The following is a 21,011-nucleotide window of genomic DNA, read 5'->3' on the forward strand; positions in this document are numbered from 1 at the left end:
GTGGGGGAGCATGGCGCAACCCCACTTCCCTCATGTTGTGCGCGCCTAGGGTAGCAACTCGCCGTCGATTCCCCACAAGTCTCCGGCGTCGGCGGCGCCACGTTGATCAGCCCGACCCCGAGCGGAAGCGACCCTCATGAGCTTGTGGACCCCAGGCGGCGAACACCCGGTCGGCGACGACGGCCCCGACGGCGGCGGCGCCGGAGCCGACGCGCCGCCCACCCTCGACCCCGAATCGCGTGAGCAGGCGGAGGCCATCGCCAAGGAGATGGCCGAGGTCCGCCGCCAGCTCGCCAGCGTGCCGGCGGCCGTCGTGGTGGCCAACCACGCGATGGGGCTGTACGAGCTGGCGGCCATCCACCTCGGCTCCGAGCCGCCGAACCTGCCCGAGTCGCGCGTGGCGATCGACGCGTTCGCGGCGCTGCTCGACGCGGTCGGCGACCAACTCGGCGAGGACGGCGCGGTGCTGCGCGACGCGCTGGCGCAGATCCGTCTCGCCTTCGTGCAGATCTCCGGCGCGGCCGACGCCGGTACCGCTGCGAGCGCGCCGTCCGCCGAGGCCCCGGCTGACGGCGAGTCCGAGGCGGGCCAGGAACCCGAGCCCGGCGAAGCCTGAGCGGCCGCAGCGTCCACCGCGCCCGCTCCCTTGGGCCGCCTGACCCGGCCCGATCACCGGCGCCCGGGCTATCCACGAACACTGATGTTCGCTAATATGGCGGCGTCCTGAACGCCTGGGGGGTCTCCGTCCAATGCACCACATGCGTCGCTTCATCGCTGCGGTCACGGCGCTCGTCGCGCTCGGGGCCGCGATCGCCGGCACCACCGCCCTCGCGCCACCGGCGCCCGCCAGCGCGTCGGCCGAGCGCGCCGCGGCCGGCACCGCCAGCCGCGACGTGCGCTTCACGGCCTCCGACGGCGTGACACTGCAGACCACCCTCACCGGCGCCGCGCCGCTCGTCCCCCGCCCGACCGTCGTGGAGTTCAGCCCCTATGGCCGCAACTCCGGCACCCTCGCGGTCGGCTCCGCCTACAACTCGCTGCTGGTCCAGATCCGCGGCACCGGCGACTCCGACGGGCAGTTCGACGCCCTCGGCCCCCGCACCCAGGCCGACGTCGCCGAAGTCCTGCGCTGGGCGTGCAACCAACCCTGGAGCGACCACAGCCTCGCCCTGAACGGCTTTTCGGCCAGCGCCATCACGATCTACAACTCGCTGCACCTCCAGCTCCCCTGCGTGAAGGCCGCCGTGCTGCGGTCCGGCACGCTCGAGCTGTACCGCGACCTGCTGGTGCCCGGCGGCATCAGCAACATCGTGCCGGGCGCAGGCGTCATGGCGCTGATCGGGGCGCCCGCGCTCGCCCAAGCCTCCGATCGTCTCCAGCGCAACCCGGCCTCGGGCCTCGGCGTCGTCGGGGGCCTGCTCGACGCCGGCGTCTCGGGCGGCTTCTTGCACCCCACCCTCGATTCGTGGTGGCGCCAGCGCGGCTTTCGCGGCGATGTCAACCATCTCCCGATCCTGATGATCGACGGCTTCTTCGATGTCGAGTCGCGGGGCGCGTTCCAGGCGTACCAGGCGCTGCGGGGCGACGGCGCGCACCTGCTCGTGGTGGGCGGCCACGACGGCGCACCGGTCGGCACCGACGACGGCGTGCCCGAAGCCAACGCCTGGCTCGACCATTACGTGCGCGGTGTCCACAACGGGATCGACACCCAGCCGAACGTGCAGATGCTGCTGTCGCAAGGCGACCGCCAGACCTACCTCGACGGTCAGTACACCCGCCTCGACGCCTCGGACTGGCCCGTGCCCGGCACCCAGTGGGCGGCGCTCTCGCTCGACCCCACCCGCAGCGGCAGCGCCACCTCGCTCAACGACGGGACCCTCACCCTCGGGCGTACCGGCCCGGCCGCCACGCAGGCGTACATCTCGCTGCCATCGGTGAGCACCAGCACCGACCCGCCCAACGCCGCCATCGTCGGGGCGATGGGGCTCAACGCCCTCACCGCGCAGCTCCCGGTGCTCACCGACATGCAGATCTCCGACACGTTGGGCCTCACGTACTCCACGGCGCCGCTGCGCCGCGACGTCACGGCCGCCGGGCCGGCCGCGCTGGACATCCAGCTCGCCTCGACCTCACCCGAGACCGGCATCTGGGCGGTCATCTCCGACGTCGGCCCCGATGGCATCGCCCATCCGCTGATGGCGGGAAGGCTGAACTCGTCGTTCCCGGGCGTCGACGCGAGCAAGTCGCTGCACGACGGCCAAGGCGCCATCGTGGAGCCGTACGGCCGCTACGAGACCAAGCAGCCCGCCACGCCAGGCCAGTTCCGCCGCTACCAGGTGGAGTTCTGGCCGATCGGCAACGTGTTCCGGGCGGGCCACCGCATCCGGCTCGAGATCGTGGGCGAGTCGGCTGCGTCGCTCCCCACCCTCCCTGGCGTGAACCTCGTCAAGGTCGGCGCCGGCTCGGGTGCCGTGCTGCGCTTCCCGGTGCTGCCGGGCAGCGACCTGGGCGCCGCGCTCGGCGGCTGAGCGCCCGGGCAGGGCGACACACTCAGGACCTGCGCGGACAGGCGTGCGCAGCGTCTCGCCGGCCGATGACGCCCGCGTCGGCGTCCTCGTCCTCGGCTCACTGGTGGAGGCCGTCGTCCTGCGTCCTGGCCTCGGACGCCCCCGACTCGACGATCCGCCACGCGACCTACCCGCGCAGGTCCTCAGGCGGGTCGCGGCGAGGAGCCCCTCGCCGGGGCCGGCCGCACGTTGGCGGCCTCCCACTCGCCGAGGTTGCCGGCCACCACGTCGAACGCAACCAGCGCGCCGAGGTTGATCACCCGCGAACCATCGGCGATGCGGGTGCAGTGGAAGAACCAGTCGAGCCCATCGCGGTCGGTGACCGTGCCGCGCCCGGCGTGGCCGTCGAACGCGGTGACCTCGCCGCGGCGGGACTCGAAGGGGTACGTGGCCGCCATGCGGTGACCCCTTACGGGACGATCTTGGCGATCGGCAACTCGAGGATGCCCGACGCGCCCGCGTCGCTCAGCGCCGGGATCAGCGTGTTGATCTCGCGCTTGGCCACCACGGTCTCCACTGCGTAGCCCTCCTCGCCGTACAACTTCGACACCGTGGGCGACCGCATCGACGGCAACAGGTCGATCACTTCGGCGAGGTCGGCGTCGCCGACGTTGAGCTTCACCAGCACCCGGCCGCGGGCGTCGAGCGTCCCGAGCAGCAATGTACGGATCTGGTGCATCGCGTGGCGCTTGACCGGGTCCGCGTACGCGGCCGGGTTGGCGATCAGCTCGGTGTAGGACTGGAGGATCTGGCCGATCTCGCGCAGCCCGGCCGCCCGCAGCGCGCGGCCGGTCTCGGTGATCTCGACGATGCAGTCGACGATGTCGGGGATCTTCGCCTCGGTGGCGCCGTAGCTGAGGCGGATGTCGGCCTCGATCCCGTGCTCGGCGAAGAAGCGGCGGGTGACGTCGGGGTACTCGGTGGACACCCGCACGCCGTTGGGCAGGTCCTCGACCCGCTGCACGGGCGAGTCGCCGGCGACTGCCACCACCATGCGGATCGGGCGGGCGGTGGCCTTGGAGTAGTGCAGCTCGCTGAGCGACTCGACCTTGCTCGAGGTCTCCTCGATCCAGTCACGTCCGGTCACGCCGAGGTCGAACAGGCCGTCGGCCACGTAACTCGGGATCTCCTGCGGCCGCAGGATGCGCACTTCGTCGATGCGCGGATCGTCGACCGTGGCCTTGTAGTCGACCGACGACGACCGGTTGACCTGCAGGTCGGCAGCGGCGAACAGTTCGAGGGTCGCCTTCTCGAGCGATCCCTTCGGGAGGACGAGCTTCAGCACGGGTGTCGACGGTAGGCGCGTGGCTGCGCGCTGCCCAACCCGAAATCGGTCGAGGCCGTGCAGCTCACGCGTCGCGGATCGCGTGCAGCGTGGCGACCATCTCGACCGCGGTCTTGGCGCTCTCCTCGCCGACGTTGTGGCCGCCCGGGCCTTCGGAGCGTGCCAACGCCTGGTCGAGGTTCTCGGTGGTGAGCACGCCGAACACCGCGGGGATGCCGGTGGCGAGCCCCACTTGCTGGAGGCCCTCCGCGCACTGGCCGGCCACGAAGTCGTAGTGGCTGGTCTCGCCGCGGATCACCGCCCCGAGGCCGATCACCGCGTCGACCCGACCCGACACCGCCCACGTGCGAGCCGTCAGCGGAACCTCGAACGCGCCCGGTACCCACGTGACGCTCACGTCGGCCTCTGCGACTCCCACCGCCACCAGCGCCCGCTGCGCGCCGTCGAGCAATCGTGAGGTGACGTGGTCGTTGAAGCGCCCGCACACGATCGCGATGCGCATCCCGGTGCCGTCGAGCTCGGGTTGCTCCCGGTCAGCAGCAGCGACGTCGGTGGCCATCGCCATTGGCTAGCACGTCGGTCACAGGATCTCGTCGAGACCTTCGATCAGGTGACCCATGCGCTCGCGCTTGGTGCGCAAGTAGCGGATGTTCTCGGGGTTCGGCGCGGTGAGCGACGGGACCCGACCGGTGATCTGCAGCCCGTAGCCCTCGAGACCCCCGTACTTGGCGGGGTTGTTGGTGATGAGCTGCATGGTGGTGATGCCCAGGTCGTTCAAGATCTGGGCGCCGATGCCGTACTCGCGCGAGTCGACCGGCAGCCCCAGCTCGAGGTTGGCGTCGACCGTGTCGTGGCCGTGGTCTTGCAACTGGTACGCGCGCATCTTGTGGCCGATGCCGATGCCGCGCCCCTCGTGCCCGCGCAGGTAGATCACTGCGCCGAGCCCGCGCTCCGCGATGAGCTGCATGGCCGCCGCGAGTTGCACGCCGCAGTCGCACCGCAGCGAGCCGAACACGTCGCCGGTGAGGCACTCGGAGTGCACCCGGACCAGCACGTCGTGCTCACCTTGCACCGCACCGCGCACGAGTGCCAGGTGCTGCTCGCCGTCGAGCAACGACTCGTACACGTAACACGTGAAGTCACCCCACTGGGTGGGGATGCGGGCCTCGGCCACCCGCTTCACCAGCTTCTCGTTCTGGCGGCGGTAGCGGATCATCTCGGCGATCGTGATCATCAGCAGGTCGTGCTCTTGGGCGAACGTCTTGAGCTCGGGCACCCGCGCCATGCCCATCTTCTTGTCGTCGACGATCTCGCAGATGGCCGCCGCCGGGTACAGGCCGGCCAGGCGGGCGAGGTCGACCGCGGCTTCGGTGTGACCGGCCCGCTTGAGCACACCGCCGTCGCGTGCGATCAGCGGGTTGATGTGACCGGGCCGGCTCAAGTCGGCGGGGCGGGTGGCGGGGTCGACCATCGACTGGATGGTGGCGCAGCGGTCGAACGCGGAGATCCCGGTGCTGGTGCCGTGGCGGTAGTCGACCGTGACCGTGAACGCCGTGCGCTGCGCCTCGGTGTTGTTCGCCACCATGAGCTGCAGGTCGAGCTCGCGGGCTCGCTCCGCGGTGATCGGTGCGCAGATGTAGCCAGCGGTGTGCTGGAGGAAGAACGCGATCTTCTCGGGGGTGGCGTGCTCGGCGGCCATGATCAGGTCGCCCTCGTTCTCGCGGTCCTCGTCGTCGACGACCACCACGATCTCGCCGCGCGCGATGGCTGCCACCGCGTCGTCGATCGACGCGAAGTCGCTGCCCGTCCGGGCCGCGCCCGAGTCGCCGTCGGCGCCAGACGCGTGGTCGGGGCTGGCGTCGGGCACCTCGCCGGGGTTCGTGGGCGTGTCAACCGGATCGGTCATGGTTCCACCACTGGGCTCGTGGTCGTCGGGTCCGTGCACGGCAAGGTGCACCTCCCGATCGTACCAATTCTGTAACAGACTGTCACGTATTTATCTCGGCGTCGTATGCGGGTCCACCAGTCGCTCCACGTACTTGGCCACGACGTCGATCTCGAGGTTCACCGGATCGCCGGGGACCCTCCCCCCCAAAGTGGTCACCTCGGCCGTGTGCGGGATCACCGCCACCGTGAAGCTGCCGTCGCGGACCTCGACCACCGTGAGGCTGATGCCGTCGACGGTGATCGATCCCTTCGGCACGAGGTAGCGCAGGATGTCGGGCGGCGCCGCGACCTCGAGATCGGGCGCCGCGACCCGCACCTGGCCGACGCCGTCGACGTGGCCCTGTACGAGGTGGCCGCCGAGCCGGTCGGCCAAGCGCACCGGACGCTCGAGGTTCACGGGGTCGCCCGGCGCGAGCCCACCCAGCGCGGTCCGGGCAAGCGTCTCCTCGCTCAAGTCGGCTTCCCACCAGCCGTCACCCCAGGCCACGACGGTGAGGCAGCAACCGTTCACCGCCGTCGAGTCGCCCAGCGCGACCCCGTCGAGCACTTTGCGGGCGGCCACGCGGAGCCGGCCGCCGTCGAGCGAGACGACCGAGCCCAACTCCTCGACGATGCCGGTGAACACCGCGCTGACGGTACCGGCTCCCGGTGTCGATCACCCACTTGCGCAGCCCCGTGACGACGGCCACCGGCCACTCCGTGCAGCCCGAACCCGGCCGGCGACACCGCAACGCCGGACGGGCGACCGTCGCGCGACCGCCGACGCCCGCAGCAGAACGCCTCAGCCGCGCACCGCGTCGATCACCACGCGCACATCGGCGCCGAGCTGATCCAGCGACGCGACCGAGCCGCGCCAGACGGCGTCGATGGTGGGGGCGCCGGCGCCGATGAACGCCGGACGGGCATCGTCGCCACCGAACAGCGCCGGAGCGACGTACCAGACGTAGCGGTCGACCAACCCGGCGCGATGGAACCCGGCCGCCACCGTCGGGCCCCCCTCGACCAGCAGTTGGACCACCCCACGGCCACCCAGCTCGTCGAGCACCCCGTCGAGGGGCCCCGACAGCTCGACGCAAGGGTGCACCTTGGCGCGTTCAGGGGCGTGGCCGAGCACCACCCGCAACGGGTCACCGCCCGGCCAGTCGCCGTCGCGGACCGTCAGCGCGGGGTCGTCGACCCGCACGGTGCCCGCACCCACCAGGACCGCGTCGGACTCGGCGCGCAGGCGGTGCACGTCGGCGCGGGCTTCGGGCCCGGTGATCCACCGGCTGGTGCCATCGGGGGCAGCCGTGCGGCCGTCGAGCGTCGTGGCGACCTTCAGCACCACGAAGGGACGGCCGGTGCGGCGGTGCACCAGGTAGGGGGCCAGCTGCTCCTCGACGCGATCGGCGCCGACGCCCACCGTCACGTCGATCCCAGCTGCGCGGAGCGCGGCGATGCCGGCGCCCGATACCTGCCGATCGGGATCCTCCACCGCCACCACCACCCGCGCCACGTTGGCGGCGACCAGCGCGTCGACACACGGCGGCGTGCGCCCGTGGTGGCTGCACGGCTCGAGGGTGACGTACACGGTGGCGCCCGCGGGGTCGGCGCCCGCCTCGCGCGCGGCTTGCAGCGCCGCCACTTCGGCGTGCGAGCCACCGGGTGGCTGCGTGGCGCCGGCGAAGCGCGATCCGCCGCCTGTGACCACCACGGCGCCGACCCAGGGGTTCGGGCTGGTCGTGGCCCGTACCGTGGCGGCCGCGGCGAGCGCCTCGGCCATGCCGTTTTCGTCGGCCGTCGAGCCACGACTCGACGTGTCGTCGCGCCCCGCGCCGGTCACCAGCTCACCGTTCCTCAGTGCGGCCATTCGCCGGACAGGAGCGCCAGCGCGTGGGGGACGATGTCGAGCACCGCCTCGATGCACTCCACCGAACCAGCCGTCGATCCGGGCACGTTGCAGATCAACGCTTCGCCGCGGGTGCCGGCGACCGCTCGCGACAGGCGCCCGAGCGGGTTGACCAACCGCATGGCCTCGGCGATCCCAGGCGCGTCGCGCTCGAGCACCGCGCGGGTGGCCTCGGGCGTGCGGTCGCGAGGCCCGAACCCCGTGCCGCCGGTCGTGACCACCAACCCCGCGAACCCTTCGGTGGCCGCCAGCAGCGCGGCCGTGACCGGTTCGTCGCCGTCGGCCACCACCAAGTGGTCGACCACGTCGTAACCCGCTTCACCCAGACGAGCCACCAGCGCGGGACCCGACTTGTCCTCGCGCTCCCCCGCCACGGCGCTGTCGGACACCGTGATCACTTTGGCCGGCCAACGATCGGGCATGGCCGGAGCCTATTGACCGCGGCGCAGGCGCAAGATGAACATCCCGTCGGTGCCCACGGCCTGCGGCAGCAGCAGGGCGCCGCGGCCGTGCGGGCGCCACGGCGCGGCGGGTGGGTCCAAGGACACGAAGCCGTCGAGCTGTTCGGCGGCGAACTCGTCGATCCCTGTGGTCTCGGCGGCCGACAGCGTGCAGACGCTGTACACGAGCACCCCACCTGGCCGCACCAGGGGCGCGGCCGCGGCGAGCAGGCGCCGTTGCAGCGCGGCGAGGCGGTCGACCGCCTCGGGGTCGACCCGCCAGCGGGCGTCGGGCCTGCGGCGCAGGACACCGAGGCCCGCGCAGGGTGCGTCGAGCAGCACGCGGTCGAACGTCGCGGGCGGGAACGGCGGGTGCAAGGCGTCGGCGGTGGCCACCCCCACCTTGCCGGCCAGATCCAGCCGGGTGGCGTTGGCCGCGACCAGCCGTGCCCGGCTCGCGGTGCGGTCGGTGGCAGCCACCCATGCGCCCCCCGCGGTGAGGCCGGTGGCCTTGCCGCCGGGCGCGGCGCAGACGTCGACCACCCGGTCCCCGGGCCCCGCATCGATCAGGTCGACGACCCACTGGCTGGCGAGGTCCTGCACGTAGCCGTCGGCGCGGGTGGTCACTTCCGGCGCCTCGTTCATCTGTGCGAGGGCGGCGAGCGCGTCGGCATCGCCGAGGTCGGCGCGCAGCCGTTCGACCACGTGGTCGGGATAGCTCAGGCGCGTCGCGTCGTCGGGCCACGGCAGGGCGGCCGGCGGGTCCGTGGCGCGGCGGCGGGCTTCGTCGTCGGCCACGCGTCGCAGCACTGCGTTGACCAGCCCACGTGCGCGACCGTCGACCAGCCCGACCGTCGCGGAGACCGCCGCGTGCGGCGGGACCCCCATGTGGTGCAGTTGGTATGCGCCGAGTCGCAGCACGCGGCGCACTTCGGGATCGAGGTCGCGCAGCACGAACCGGTCGACCAGCCAGTCGCACGCCCGTCGCATGCGCGTGGTGCCGTACACCAGCTCGGTCACGAGCGCCCGGTCGCGGCGGTCGAGCTTCGAGCGGCCCAGCAGCGGCGGGAGCACGAGGTTCGCGTAGGCGTCCTCTTCCTCGATGCGGGCCAGCGCAGTGAGCGCCACGCGGCGCGCGTCGTCCCGGCGAGCCGGTTTCGGTGCGGGCCGGGGGATCGACGGTCGGCGAGGTCGGGGCGGACGGCCACCGCGGCGCTCAGCCACCCAGCACGACCTCGCCGGGATGGCCGCGTCGCCAATCGGCCGCGGCCATCGGGCGCTTCCCTTCGGGCTGCACCTCCACGAGCTCCAGAGAACCGTCGCCGCACGCGACGACCGTGCCGTCCACGGTTCCGGGTGGACGGGTCGGCCCGCCTCCCCCGCTGGTCGGTCGGGCAGCGAGGACTTTCAAGCGGCGCCCGCCGGCGGTCGTCCAGGCGTTGCCCACCCGCACCACACGATCGACCTCGTTGGCCGGTCGGCGCCAGTCGAGGTGGAAGTCGTCGGCAGTGAGCTTGTCGGCGTACGTGACCTCGCCCCGTTGCGGGGCCGGTGGGGCGAAGCCCTCGGTCAAGCCGTCGAGCAGCAGCGAGATGCCGGCGTCGACCAGCTCGACGCGGAGCTCTTCGAGCGTCGACCGCGGGCCAATGGGCACCTCGCGGCGGGCGAACACGTCGCCGGCGTCGAGCTCGTCGACCACGTCCATCAAGCAGACGCCGGTCACCTCGTCGCCGGCCAGGAGCGCCCGCTCGACCGGCGCCGCGCCGCGCCAGCGCGGCAGCAACGAGAAGTGCAGGTTGACCATCGGCAGCGCGGCGAGCACGTGCGGCTTGATCAGCCGACCGAACGCCACGACGACCCCGAGCTCGGCGCCCACGGTGAGCGCTTCATCGACGTCGGTGGTGCTGGCCAAGCCGAGCGCGGCGGCCGCGGCCTTGACCGGGCTCGGCTCCGCGGCACCGCGGCGCCCCCGGCGCTTGTCCGCGCGGGTGACCACGAGCGGCACCTCATAGCCCGCTTCGACAAGGGCGTGGAGCGGCGCCACGGCGAGCTCCGGCGTGCCCAGGTACACCAGACGGTGCGGCCGATCGGGCAGCGGAAGCGTCACCGGCGCGACCGGCGACCGGTCAACCGAGGCGCAGCCCGAGCGAGGGCGCGGCCGCAGGGGTTGCGTCGCGCGCCAGCACCAGCTCGCGCAGCGCGCGGCGCGCCTCCTTGCGCTGGTCGCCGTTGAGGCGGTCGACGAACAGCACACCGTCGAGGTGGTCGAGCTCGTGCTGGAAGCAGCGACCTTCGAGCTCTTCGGCCTCGATCGACACCGCGTTGCCGTCGAGGTCGTAGCCGACCAGGTGCACCCGGTTGGGCCGCACCAACTCGAACGACAGACCGGGGATCGACAAGCACCCTTCCTCGTAGGCCCACTCGCCGTCTGCCTCGATGATCTGCGGGTTCACGATCGTGTGCGCGCCGTCTCCGGTGTCGTAGACGAACATCCGCTTTTGCACTCCCACCTGCGGCGCGGCGAGGCCGAGGCCGGGCGCCTCGTACATCGTGACGATCATGTCGTCGGCCAGCTTGACGAGCGCGCCGTCGATGTCGGTCACCTCGGCGGCGACCTGCTTCAACACCGGGTCGCCGTACTGGCGAATCTGATGGGGTGCCATGACCTCCAAGGCTACCGTTTGGCCGGTGAGGCCCCGACCTGCCGACCCCTCCGGAGACCCAGGTGGCCCTCCGCCAGCTGCCGCGGGCAGCCACTACTTCACCGCGTCGCCCACCGCCAGGTCGCGCCGGTCGACGGTGCGGCTCGTGCTTCCCGACCTTCACGTCGAGCTGGTCACCGATCGTGGCGTGTTCGCAGCCGAACGGGTCGACGCAGGCACCAAGGCGTTGCTCCTCGACGGGCCACCGCTGCCGCAAGGAGCCGTCGACCTGGTCGACCTGGGTGCGGGTTACGGCCCGATCGCCGTCACGTTGGCGCGGCGGGCGCCCGGGGCCACGGTGTGGGCGGTCGAAGTGAACGAGCGCGCCCGCGAGCTGTGCGTCGAGAACGCCGCCGCGGCGGGGGTGAGCAAGCAAGTGCGGGTGGTGGCGCCCGACGAGGTGCCGGCCGACCTCCAGGTGGCGGCGCTGTGGTCGAACCCGCCGATCCGGATCGGCAAGCGAGCGCTCCACGAGCTGCTGACCCAGTGGCTCGGTCGGCTGGCGCGCGGCGGAACCGCGGCCCTGGTGGTGCAGCGCCACCTGGGCGCCGACTCGCTCGCACGCTGGCTGACGCAGCAGGGCTGGCAGGTCGCCCGGCGCGCCTCAAAGGGCGGCTACCGGCTGCTCGACGTGAAACCGCGGTCGACCGGGCCCGTGGGCGGGCGAGAATCGAGCACATGAAGCAACTCGGTTCGACCGACCAGAAGCGATTGAACCGCACATGGCGGCGCCGCACTGACCAGCGGGTCGCGCTGGTGCTGGACCGCCTCCAGCAACCGTTCAACGTGGGCTCCATCATCCGCACCGCCGCCGTCTTGCGAGTGGAGGACATCTGGGCCGTGTCCGACACGCCCGGGCCCGAGGTGGCGAAAGTCGCCAAGATCGCGCTGGGCACCGAGCGCTACCTCGACTGGCACCGCGTCCCCACCGCCGGGGCGGCCGCCGAGGCCGCCCGGTCCGCGGGTTACCTGGTGGTCGGCCTCGAGCTGGCCGGCGGCGCGACACCAGCCCACGAAACGGACCTGTCGGGCCCGGTGTGCCTCGCCATCGGCCACGAGGACCGCGGCTTGTCGCCCGCCGCGCTCGATGCCTGCGACCAGGTCGTGTACGTGCCGCAAGTGGGTCGCGTCGGGTCGCTCAACGTGGCGCAGGCGGCCGCGATCGGCATGTACGAAGTGCGGCGGCAGGGTTGGGCGGCCGGCGCCCAGGTCGGCGCCGCCGAGCCGGTGGAGGAAGCGTGATGGGTGTGGTGCTGCGGGTGGTCGACGCCTTCACCGACACCCCCTTCAGGGGAAACCCCGCGGCGGTCTGCGTGCTCGACGAGGAACCGCCCCTCGAGTGGATGCGTGCCGTGGCGGCCGAGATGAACCTCGCCGAGACGGCGTTCGCGGTTCGCCGCGCCGACGGCGACTACGACCTCCGTTGGTTCACCCCTACCGTCGAAGTGCCGCTCTGCGGTCACGCCACGCTCGCCACGGCGCACGTGCTGGCGGTGCCGGCCCGCTTCCACACCCGGTCCGGAGTGCTCGAGGCCACCCCTTCGGCCGACGGCTGGATCGCCCTCGACTTCCCCGCCACGCGGCCCAGTACCGTGCGGGCCCCTGCGGGACTCGAAGTGGCCCTCGGGGTGGGTGAGCCCACCGAGGGCATCAGCCGCGGCGAGATCCTCGAGGTGGCCGAGTTCGGCCACGGTGCCAGCCTGCTGGTCGAGTTGGGCTCAGCCGAGCAAGTGCGCGATCTGGCCCCCGACCTGCGCGAGATCGAGCGCATCGGCGCCCACATGTTGGTGGTCACCGCGGCCGGTGACATCGATGGCATCGACTGCGTCTCGCGGGTGTTCGCACCTGGTGCCGGCATTCCGGAGGACCCGGTCACCGGGTCGGCCCACTGCGCGCTGGCGCCGTGGTGGTCCGCGCGGGTGGGGCGGGTCGACCTCGTCGGTGAGCAGGCATCGTTGCGTGGTGGACTGGTCGGCATGCACCTCGACGGCGAGCGCGTGATCCTGGCCGGCCAAGCGGTGACCGTGTCGGAGATCGACTTCCTGGTCGATCCGCGATGACCACCGCACGCCGAGCTGACGACGTACCGGGCCCGGTTGCAGTCGCGCAGCCCGACGCGCTGACCCTGCCCGTCGACGGCGGTGACCTGCGCGGGGGGATCTGGCGAGCTGCCGACCCGGGCGCGCCGACCGTGGTCGCCGTCCACGGCATCACGAGCAACCACTTGTCGTGGGCCAAAGTCGCCCGCCTGCTCGCGGGTGACACCGATCGCCCGTGCTCCGTGGCGGCGCCCGACCTGCGCGGCCGGGTCCTGTCCGCCGGGCTTCCCGGGCCGTGGGGGCTGCGCCGTCACGCCGCCGACGTGCTCGCCGTGCTCGACCACCTCGGCGTCCAGCGGTGCGTGCTGGTCGGGCACTCGATGGGCGCGTGGGTCGTGGCGCTCGCCGCCGAAACCGCGCCCGAACGGGTCGCCGGTCTCGTGCTGGTCGACGGCGGCGTGTCGCTCCCGCTGGCGTTCGACCACGGGGCGGACCCCGATCAGGTCATGACCGCGGTGCTCGGCCCGGCGCTCGCCCGCTTGGCCAAGACGTACCCCGACCGCGACACCTACCTCGCCGAATGGGCGGCCCACCCTGCCTTCCGCGGCGGGCTCGACCGCGATCAGCGCGCCTGCCTCATGGCCGACCTGGTGGGGTCCGGCTTCGCGTGGCGCTCCAGCGTGGTGGCCGACGCCATCCGGGCCGACGGCACCGAGCTGGTGGTCGACGACCACGTGCGCGACGCACTGGGGCGAACCACGGGCCCGGCCGTGCTGGTGCGCGCCGCGCGTGGGCTGCTCGACGACGACGCAGTCCTGCTCCCGCCTGCCGCGGTCGACCCCCTTCTCGCGGCGCGGGCGGACACGTCGCTGGTCGACGCCCCGCACACCAACCACTACACGGTGGTCATGGGTGAGCCTGGCGCGGTGACCACGGCCGGCGTGATCCGCGACCTCGTCCACGCGACCCGGGCGACGTAGTGGCCGAGGGCCTCCGGCAGGTCACCGCGGCCCGGGGTGCGAACCTGACGCTCATGTCGTTCACGCGTCGACCGCACCAAACCGCGCTGCGCCGCATCGCGGCCATGTTCGTGACCGCCGCGCTCGCGCTCGCGGCGATGCTCGGCGCCTTGTCCGGCCTTTCGCCGGTCGGACACCCGCGGGCGGCTGCCGCGGCGACGCGGGCGACGGGCACGACCGCGAAACCCAAGCTCGTGACGATCACGATCCCGGCCCGCCACGGCCACGTCGACTCGAAGTGGCTGCACTACGCGGGCCCGCCGCGCGCCCAGGTCATGCTGCCTGCCGGTTACGACCCGTCCCGCCGGTACCCGCTGCTCGTCGCCCTGCACGGGCTGAACTGCGACTACTACTGGTTCACCGCCACTGGGCTCGTCAAGCAGTTCGAGCATCTGAACGCCATCGTCGTGATGCCCGAAGGCGGCAGCGGCTGGTACACCGACTGGTGGAACGGCGGCCAGCGCGGCAACCCGTCGTGGGAGACGTACTTCCTCGACGACGTGCTCCCGACGATCACCTCCCGCTACCCGATCCTCCCCCAGCGCCGCTACCACGCGCTGATGGGCATCTCGATGGGCGGCTTGGGCGCGGTGTACCTGGCCGGGCGGCTGCCCGGCTTCTTCGGCTCCGTCTCCACCCTCTCGGGCTTCGTCGACCTCCGCTACTTCTCGCCGATCGCCGAGCCGGCCATGGGGCTGCTCGCGTTCGCACCGCTCAAAGGCGACGATGACCCGCTACCCGTCGACGGGCCGCCCGGCAGCCCGTACTTCGAGGGCCACAGCCCGGCGCAGCTCGTGGAGAACCTCGCCCACACCCGCATCTTCCAGAGCACCGGCTACGGCGCCACCAGCTTGCCGGGCCTGCGCGACATGCTGAACGGCGGCTCGCGCGAGGGCGGGGCAGGCGCGTACGCGGAGTCGCTGGTGATCTACCCGATGAACCAGAGCTACCACCGCGCGCTCGAGCAGGCGGGGCTGCACTCGACGTACCGCGAGCAACTCGGCGGCCACGACATCCCGACGTTCGCCGAGGAGATCCGGGCCATGCTCGCCTGGGGGCCGTTCGCGCCGGTGACCTCCCAGCCCACCAGCTGGCACAACGACACGATCGCCACCCACGGGCAGCTGTGGGATCTCACGTACCGGTTCGATCGGCCGCCGGCGCGCGTCGCGCGCTTCGAGCGATCCGGTTCCACGCTGACGATCAGCGACGCGGGCTCCGCGGTCACCATCCGCACCGCCCGTGGCTGCACCGTGCACGCGCGGACCCCGGTCACCATCACCGCGCTCGACACCCGCTGCGCCGCGTCGTGAACGACGCCGGAAGGAAGGTCAGGTTCGGCGACGGCGAACCCGGAGGTGCTCGGGGCAGGAGATGAAGGTCGGCGGCAGCCACCGCCCAACAGCCCGATCCGTCGGGCTCGGCATGCCAGTGGACCGGATCGTGCTCGCGCAACCGGGCGTACTGCTCGACGGGGTGGCCACCCGCGAACGACGCCCGTCACGCGAGATCGATGCTGGCGATCACGATCGGACGGCCGGTTGCCCGCGCCTGCAGCCGACGGTACGCGGCGAGCCCGCCCTGTCAGTGGGTCGCGCTCCGGCGCCACCACCACCCCGCCCGGTCACTGGGCGGCGCGCCACTGCGCCAACGCCCACTCCGGCAGCGACGGGCCTTTGGGCGAATCGGGTTCTGGGCCACTGGCTCCACCTCCGGCACGGCGCTGCAGGGCGCGGTGGCCGAGCCCGATGATCGCCAGCTTGAACGCGGCCAACACCACGTAGAACGTGACCTGCTCGACCGGTCGCCCGGACTGCGCCGCGTACCTCTCGGTGAGCTCACCGGCGGTCAGGAACCCCGGCAGATCGGCGCAGGCCTGGCTGGGGTGGATCAGCGGACGATCGCGGCTGCCCCAGTACAGCAACGTGTAACCGACATCGGCGAGCGGGTCGCCGAGCGTGGCCATCTCCCAGTCGAACACCCCGATGATGCGCGCCCGGTCGGCGACGTCGACCATCAAGTTGCCCAACCGGTAGTCGCCGTGCACGATCGTCGACGGCGGTGAAGCCGGCAGCGACTTCTCCAGCACGGCGGCCAGCTCTTCGATCGCCGGCTCGCGGTCGCCGTCGACCGACCGGCGGTACTGGTCGACCCAACGCCGGACCTGGCGCTCCAGGTAGCCGGTGCGCTTGGCCACGCCGCCGAGGCCGACGGCGTCCGGGTCAACGGCGTGCAGGTCGGCCAGCACGTCGGCGATGCTCGTGCTCAAGCGCCGCCCGTCCACCTCCGACAGACCGGCGAGCGCGGAGGGATCGTGCGGCACCACGCCGTGCAACCGCTCCATGACGTAGAACGGCGCGCCGAGCACCTCCGGGTCGTCGCAGATGCCGAACGGGCGTGGGGTCGGTACCCGAGTGGACGCCAGCGCGGCCAGGAACGTGTGCTCGCGCTGCATGTCGTTGGCAGAAGGCAAGAACGCGCCGACCGGCGGCCGGCGCAGGACCAAGTCGCGATCCCCCATCCGCACGCCGACGGTGAGGTTCGAGTGCCCCCCGCTGATGAGTTCGAGCTCGGCGGGCGCGTCGGGGATGTCGTCGACGTTGGCGCGCAGCCAGGCTGCGAGCGCGCCAGCATCGGCCACCGCGACGGTCGCGTCGTTGACCGTCACCGCGGCGGTCTCGGGGAGACGACGTTGCGCATGAGGCGCGACTGTACGGCGCTGTCGCCCGGTCGCTCAGATGCGGGGCGGGTTGACCTCGATGCGCAGCCGGCCGGGCGGGCGGGCCACCGCGGCCAAGGTGTCGCACAACGCTCGATGGTCCGGGGCGCGCAGCAACCAGGCGCCGTCGTCGGGACCGAGCAGCTCCACGGCCGCCGAATCGACGCTGCCGGCCAGCGCGGCAGCGGCCCGCTCGGCGAACGCCGGAGCGGCCGGGCCCGACACCAGTGCCAGCGCCGCCGCGGGCGGAAAGCGCAACGCGGCCCGCAGCCCTGCTTCGGTCTCCGCCAACCGGTCAGGGTCGGCGTGCAGCGCGGCGCGGATCGCGACGTGGTCGGGGATGCGCGTCTGCACCAGCAGGCGGCCGGGTCGTCCGGCCGGGTCACGGCCAGCGCCGCCTCGCCCACCCACGAGCCGAGCCCCGCGCACGAGCAACGCCAGCGCCTGCTCTGCGGCGCGGTAGCGCGGCGCGGTCAGTTCCTGGTCGAAGTCGACGTAGGCCACCACTTCGGCGAACTCCACCCGGTGCAGCACGGCCTCCGTGCCCACCACGACCCGAGCCGTGACGGGATCACCCGTGTCCGAGTCGGCGCCGGTGAGCTCCACGACCGGCTCCCCCGCCAGCGCCTCGAGCTCCTCACGCAACCGGGTGACACCGGGTCGCAGGACCTTGAAGCGGGTGGCGCCGCAGCTCGCGCACACTTCGGGACGGGCGGTACCGCACCGGGTGCACCGGAAGCGGCCATCGTCGTCGGCGACCACTGCCGCGCCGCAGTGCTCGCACCGCGCGAGGTCGCCGCACACGGCGCAGGCTGACAAGCGCGAGCGGCCGGTGCGGTTCAACATGCACACGACCCGCGCCCCGCTGGCGACGGCTTCGGCGAGACGAGGCGAGATCAGCGAACGGGCGATGGTGGGATCGTCGCTGCGCCGGTCGACGACGTCGACCACCGGCCAACCTGCTCGCTCCGTGGCGCGGCCTGGTGCCAGGACCGTGCCGGCTCGTCGGGCTTCGAGCGACGGACAGGGCGACACCAACAAGCACGGCGCGCCGGCGCGCCGCGCCCGTTCGACCACGACGTCGCGCGCGTGCCAGGTGGGCGCACGCTCCTCCTGCAACGTCTCGTCGTGCTCGTCGAGCACGACCGCGAGCGCCAGGTCCGGGGCCGGGGCCCAGGCCGCGGCGCGGGCGCCGACCACCACGCAACCGCCCGCGGCCGCCCGGGCCCACTCACCGCCTGCGGCCGCGCCGGGCCGGTCGTGGGCGACGATCGCCACGGGGAGGCCACCTCGCCGGAGACGCAGCCCGAGATGACGCGCTGCGGCGACATCGGGGCCGACGATCAGCGCCGTGGGCCGACGGCCCGCACCGCCCGGCTCTCGGCCGCCGATCGACAGCGCACGGCTCGCCGCTTCGACCACCAGCGGATACGGGTCGCTTGCCGGCGGCCAGCGCACCACCGCCGGGCGCGGCCCCCCGGCTCCACCGGCGACGGACAGCGCGTCGGCCACCAACCCGTCGGCCGGGCCACCTGGCGCGACCAGTGGCGCCACCGGTCCCGGCGGTGGGGGCAACGACCGGACCGCGACAGGTGGCGACGCGGTGCGCAAGAACGTCGCCCGCCGCCCGGCCCAGCGCCAGGCAGCCCAGCCAGCGAGCTCGACGAGCTCCGCGGGCGGACCCCACCCGCGGACCTTGGTGATCGGCCGCAAGCGGAGGCCAGCAGGTGGGTCCACACCGACGGCCGTGATCCACCCGCCGACGGGACGCCCGTTGAGGACCAGCCGGACCTGGGTCCCGACGCGCACCTGGCCCCGGAGGTCACCCGGGACCAGGTAGTCGAACTCCTTGTTGATGGCCGGCACGTCGGGCAGGACCCGGACGGCCAGCGGCTGCTCCTCGTCCGGCGGCGAGGACTCGGCCTGTTCGCTCAGAGCCCGAGCGCGGATCGCACGTCGTCGACCCGCGTGGTCTGCTCCCAGCTGAACTCCTTGTCGGGACGACCGAAGTGGCCGTACGCCGCGGTCTTCTTGTAGATCGGCCGTCGCAGCTCGAGGTCGCGCAAGATCGCCGCCGGCCGCAGGTCGAACACGTCCCGCACGGCTGCGGTGATCTTGGCGGGGTCGACCGTCTCGGTGCCGAACGTGTCGACCATGACCGACACGGGGTGGGCGACTCCGATGGCGTACGCGACCTGCACCTCGGCGCGCTTGGCGGCGCCGGCAGCCACGAGGTTCTTGGCAACCCAGCGGGTGGCGTACGCCGCCGATCGGTCGACCTTCGACGGGTCCTTGCCCGAGAACGCCCCGCCACCGTGGCGGGCCGCGCCGCCGTACGTGTCGACGATGATCTTGCGGCCGGTGAGCCCGCAGTCGGCGTGGGGGCCGCCGAGCTCGAACACGCCGGTGGGGTTCACGTAGACGTCGAAGTCGTCGTCGGCGAACTGCGGCGGCAGCAACGGACGGATCACGTGCTCGGTCAAGTCGGGCTTGATCATGGTCTCGGCGTCGATGCCCGGGTCGTGTTGGGTCGAGATGAGCACCGTCTTGAGGGCGGTCGGCACGCCGTCGACGTAGTCGAGGGTGACCTGGGTCTTCCCGTCCGGCCGCAGGTACGGGAGGATGCCGGCCTTGCGGACTTCGGCGAGACGCTCGGCGAGGCGGTGCGCCAGCCAGATCGGCAGCGGCATGAGGTCGTCGGTCTCGTCGCAGGCGTAACCGAACATCATCCCCTGGTCGCCGGCGCCCTGGCTGTTGAGCAGGTCCTCGCCGGATTGGCCCGAGCGGGTCTCGAAGGCCGTGTCGACACCTTGGGCGATGTCGGGCGACTGCGGGTCGATCGAGGTCAGCACGCCACACGTGTTGCCGTCGAAGCCGACCGACTCACGGTCATAGCCGATGGTCTTGATGGCCTCGCGCACGATCGACGGGATCTCCACATATGCAGTGGTGGTGATCTCGCCCGCGACCATGGCCAGGCCGGTGGTCACCAGCGTCTCGCACGCGACCCTGGCCTGCGGGTCCTGTTCGAGGATCGCGTCGAGGATCGAATCCGAGATCTGGTCGGCCATCTTGTCGGGATGGCCCTCGGTGACCGATTCCGAGGTGAAGGTCCAGCTGGTCACTACTGACTCCTGAGGTTGTCGGTGGATCCGGCCGCGGGAGCACGTGCTTCCACCACCAGATCCAAGATCGTGCGGGCCACAGACCGCTTGTCCGCCAGCGGCACATCATGGCGCGCGCCGCTCGCAGTGAGCACGACGACTGCGTTGGTGTCGTGCTCGAAGCCCACCTGTGGTGCGCTCACATCATTCGCCACGATGAAGTCCGCACCCTTGCGCGCCAGCTTGTCGGCGGCGTTGGCGACCAGATCGGTGGTCTCGGCAGCGAAGCCGACGAGGGTCTGCCCGGGCTGCTTCGCCTGCCCGAGCGCCGCCAGGATGTCGGGCGTCGGTTCGAGACGGATCTCTGGGACGCCGTCGGCCTTCTTGAGCTTGTCGGGGTGCACGGCGACGGGCCGGAAGTCGGCCACTGCGGCCGCCATCACGATCACATCGGCCGCTGCGGACCGGGCCACGACCGCGTCGTGCATCTCCTGGGCGGTCTCGACCCGCACGACCTCGACTTCGGGGGGCTGCCCGGCGAACGGTGCCGTCGTGACGAGGACGACCTTGGCGCCTCGATGCGCTGCTTCGGCCGCCACCGCGTGCCCCTGCTTGCCCGACGACCGGTTCCCGAGGAAGCGGACCGGGTCGACGGGCTCTCGGGTGCCGCCCGCCGTGACCAGCACGGAGGCGCCGTCGAGGTCGCGGGGGCCCACCACGGCTTCGGCGGCGGCCATGATCGACTCCGGCGACGCGAGCCGCCCCAGGCCGACGTCGCCGCCCGCCAGACGACCGGCTTCGGGGTCGACCACGTGGACACCACGGCTGCGCAGCACCGAGAGGTTGTGCTGGACGGCAGGGTGCTCCCACATCTCGGTGTGCATCGCCGGGCAGACCAGTACCGGCGCCCGGGTGGCGAGCAGCGTGGCGGTGAGCAGATCAGAGGAGATGCCGGCCGTGTACGCACCGAGCAGCCGTGCGGTGGCGGGCGCCACGATCACCAGGTCGGCCGCCTGGCCGAGCCGGGTGTGCGGAATCGGATCGGCTTCGTCGAACAAGCTCGTCTGCGCCGCCTCCGAGGCCAGCGCAGAGAACGTGGTGGCGCCCACGAACCGCAGCGCGCCTCTCGTGAGCACCGGTGACACGTGGGCCCCGGCGTCGACGAGGCGACGGCACACCTCGATGGCTTTGTACGCGGCGATGCCGCCGGTGACGCCGAGCACCACGCGCTTGCCCGACAGCGGGCTCGGCGGAGATGCGGGCATGGGGCCAGTCGGGGGACGGCGCGGCGCCGGACCGGG

The 21,011-nt window shown here is 72.5% G+C and carries 21 protein-coding genes; 7 read left to right on the plus strand and 14 right to left on the minus strand.

The features are described from left to right. Positions 1-136 precede the first annotated feature (136 nt). Both VHA73_02605 and VHA73_02610 read left to right on the plus strand, forming a co-directional pair. Positions 137-616 (plus strand): hypothetical protein, encoded by a 480-nt coding sequence (locus VHA73_02605; protein HVX16897.1) that lies wholly within the window; start codon positions 137-139, stop codon positions 614-616. 142 nt (positions 617-758) lie between these two features. Beyond that, positions 759-2,528 carry a CocE/NonD family hydrolase gene (locus tag VHA73_02610; protein HVX16898.1) on the plus strand — a complete coding sequence of 590 codons (1,770 nt, stop codon included), beginning with the start codon at positions 759-761 and terminating at the stop codon, positions 2,526-2,528. Between the two features lie 182 nt (positions 2,529-2,710). Here VHA73_02610 and VHA73_02615 read toward each other — a convergent pair whose 3' ends face one another. The 10 genes from VHA73_02615 to def all read right to left on the minus strand — a co-directional run bounded on the left by VHA73_02615 (position 2,711) and on the right by def (position 10,790). After that, complete coding sequence (locus tag VHA73_02615; GenBank protein HVX16899.1) at positions 2,711-2,965, minus strand: cold shock domain-containing protein; 255 nt, start codon at positions 2,963-2,965, stop codon at positions 2,711-2,713. Positions 2,966-2,976: 11 nt separating this feature from the next. Continuing rightward, positions 2,977-3,852, minus strand: coding sequence for an ATP phosphoribosyltransferase (gene hisG / locus VHA73_02620; protein HVX16900.1), 876 nt, complete (start codon positions 3,850-3,852; stop codon positions 2,977-2,979). 64 nt (positions 3,853-3,916) lie between these two features. Next, positions 3,917-4,411: a 6,7-dimethyl-8-ribityllumazine synthase gene (gene ribH, locus VHA73_02625; protein ID HVX16901.1), complete on the minus strand. Its 495-nt coding sequence runs from the start codon at positions 4,409-4,411 to the stop codon at positions 3,917-3,919. A gap of 21 nt (positions 4,412-4,432) precedes the next feature. Beyond that, positions 4,433-5,758: a bifunctional 3,4-dihydroxy-2-butanone-4-phosphate synthase/GTP cyclohydrolase II gene (locus VHA73_02630; protein HVX16902.1), complete on the minus strand. Its 1,326-nt coding sequence runs from the start codon at positions 5,756-5,758 to the stop codon at positions 4,433-4,435. Between the two features lie 90 nt (positions 5,759-5,848). After that, entirely contained in the window at positions 5,849-6,424 is a 576-nt protein-coding gene (locus VHA73_02635) for a riboflavin synthase (GenBank protein ID HVX16903.1), read from the minus strand. A gap of 156 nt (positions 6,425-6,580) precedes the next feature. After that, complete coding sequence (ribD, locus tag VHA73_02640) at positions 6,581-7,648, minus strand: bifunctional diaminohydroxyphosphoribosylaminopyrimidine deaminase/5-amino-6-(5-phosphoribosylamino)uracil reductase RibD (protein HVX16904.1); 1,068 nt, start codon at positions 7,646-7,648, stop codon at positions 6,581-6,583. Further along, positions 7,636-8,109 carry a MogA/MoaB family molybdenum cofactor biosynthesis protein gene (locus VHA73_02645; GenBank protein ID HVX16905.1) on the minus strand — a complete coding sequence of 158 codons (474 nt, stop codon included), beginning with the start codon at positions 8,107-8,109 and terminating at the stop codon, positions 7,636-7,638. Before VHA73_02645 ends, ribD begins: the two co-directional genes overlap by 13 nt. A gap of 9 nt (positions 8,110-8,118) precedes the next feature. After that, a complete protein-coding gene (locus VHA73_02650) occupies positions 8,119-9,351 on the minus strand; it encodes a transcription antitermination factor NusB (GenBank protein ID HVX16906.1) in 1,233 nt (410 codons plus the stop codon). Further along, positions 9,344-10,234 (minus strand): methionyl-tRNA formyltransferase, encoded by an 891-nt coding sequence (locus VHA73_02655; GenBank protein HVX16907.1) that lies wholly within the window; start codon positions 10,232-10,234, stop codon positions 9,344-9,346. Before VHA73_02655 ends, VHA73_02650 begins: the two co-directional genes overlap by 8 nt. 19 nt (positions 10,235-10,253) lie before the next feature. Beyond that, positions 10,254-10,790: a peptide deformylase gene (gene def / locus VHA73_02660; GenBank protein HVX16908.1), complete on the minus strand. Its 537-nt coding sequence runs from the start codon at positions 10,788-10,790 to the stop codon at positions 10,254-10,256. 25 nt (positions 10,791-10,815) lie between these two features. On the opposite strand from def, the gene VHA73_02665 reads away from it, so the two are divergent. The 5 genes from VHA73_02665 to VHA73_02685 are packed head-to-tail and all read left to right on the plus strand — an operon-like array spanning position 10,816 to position 15,200. Beyond that, positions 10,816-11,511, plus strand: coding sequence for a methyltransferase (locus tag VHA73_02665; GenBank protein ID HVX16909.1), 696 nt, complete (start codon positions 10,816-10,818; stop codon positions 11,509-11,511). Then, positions 11,508-12,071: a TrmH family RNA methyltransferase gene (locus VHA73_02670; protein ID HVX16910.1), complete on the plus strand. Its 564-nt coding sequence runs from the start codon at positions 11,508-11,510 to the stop codon at positions 12,069-12,071. Before VHA73_02665 ends, VHA73_02670 begins: the two co-directional genes overlap by 4 nt. Continuing rightward, positions 12,071-12,889: a PhzF family phenazine biosynthesis isomerase gene (locus VHA73_02675; protein HVX16911.1), complete on the plus strand. Its 819-nt coding sequence runs from the start codon at positions 12,071-12,073 to the stop codon at positions 12,887-12,889. The genes VHA73_02670 and VHA73_02675 overlap by 1 nt, the downstream gene beginning before the upstream one ends. Beyond that, positions 12,886-13,848, plus strand: coding sequence for an alpha/beta hydrolase (locus VHA73_02680; GenBank protein ID HVX16912.1), 963 nt, complete (start codon positions 12,886-12,888; stop codon positions 13,846-13,848). Before VHA73_02675 ends, VHA73_02680 begins: the two co-directional genes overlap by 4 nt. 53 nt (positions 13,849-13,901) lie before the next feature. Next, positions 13,902-15,200 carry an alpha/beta hydrolase-fold protein gene (locus VHA73_02685; protein ID HVX16913.1) on the plus strand — a complete coding sequence of 433 codons (1,299 nt, stop codon included), beginning with the start codon at positions 13,902-13,904 and terminating at the stop codon, positions 15,198-15,200. Between the two features lie 311 nt (positions 15,201-15,511). Here the strand turns inward: VHA73_02685 and VHA73_02690 are convergent, their stop codons facing one another. From VHA73_02690 to coaBC, 4 genes are all read right to left on the minus strand, one after another. Next, positions 15,512-16,555: a phosphotransferase family protein gene (locus VHA73_02690; GenBank protein HVX16914.1), complete on the minus strand. Its 1,044-nt coding sequence runs from the start codon at positions 16,553-16,555 to the stop codon at positions 15,512-15,514. A 66-nt stretch (positions 16,556-16,621) separates the two neighbouring features. Further along, a complete protein-coding gene (locus VHA73_02695; protein ID HVX16915.1) occupies positions 16,622-18,472 on the minus strand; it encodes a hypothetical protein in 1,851 nt (616 codons plus the stop codon). Positions 18,473-18,537: 65 nt separating this feature from the next. Next, a complete protein-coding gene (gene metK, locus VHA73_02700) occupies positions 18,538-19,731 on the minus strand; it encodes a methionine adenosyltransferase (GenBank protein HVX16916.1) in 1,194 nt (397 codons plus the stop codon). Further along, entirely contained in the window at positions 19,731-20,975 is a 1,245-nt protein-coding gene (gene coaBC, locus VHA73_02705) for a bifunctional phosphopantothenoylcysteine decarboxylase/phosphopantothenate--cysteine ligase CoaBC (GenBank protein HVX16917.1), read from the minus strand. Before coaBC ends, metK begins: the two co-directional genes overlap by 1 nt. Positions 20,976-21,011 lie beyond the last annotated feature (36 nt).

Source organism: Acidimicrobiales bacterium (genome assembly GCA_035547835.1).
In the GTDB taxonomy this organism is placed as follows: Bacteria; Actinomycetota; Acidimicrobiia; order Acidimicrobiales; family Iamiaceae; genus DASZTW01.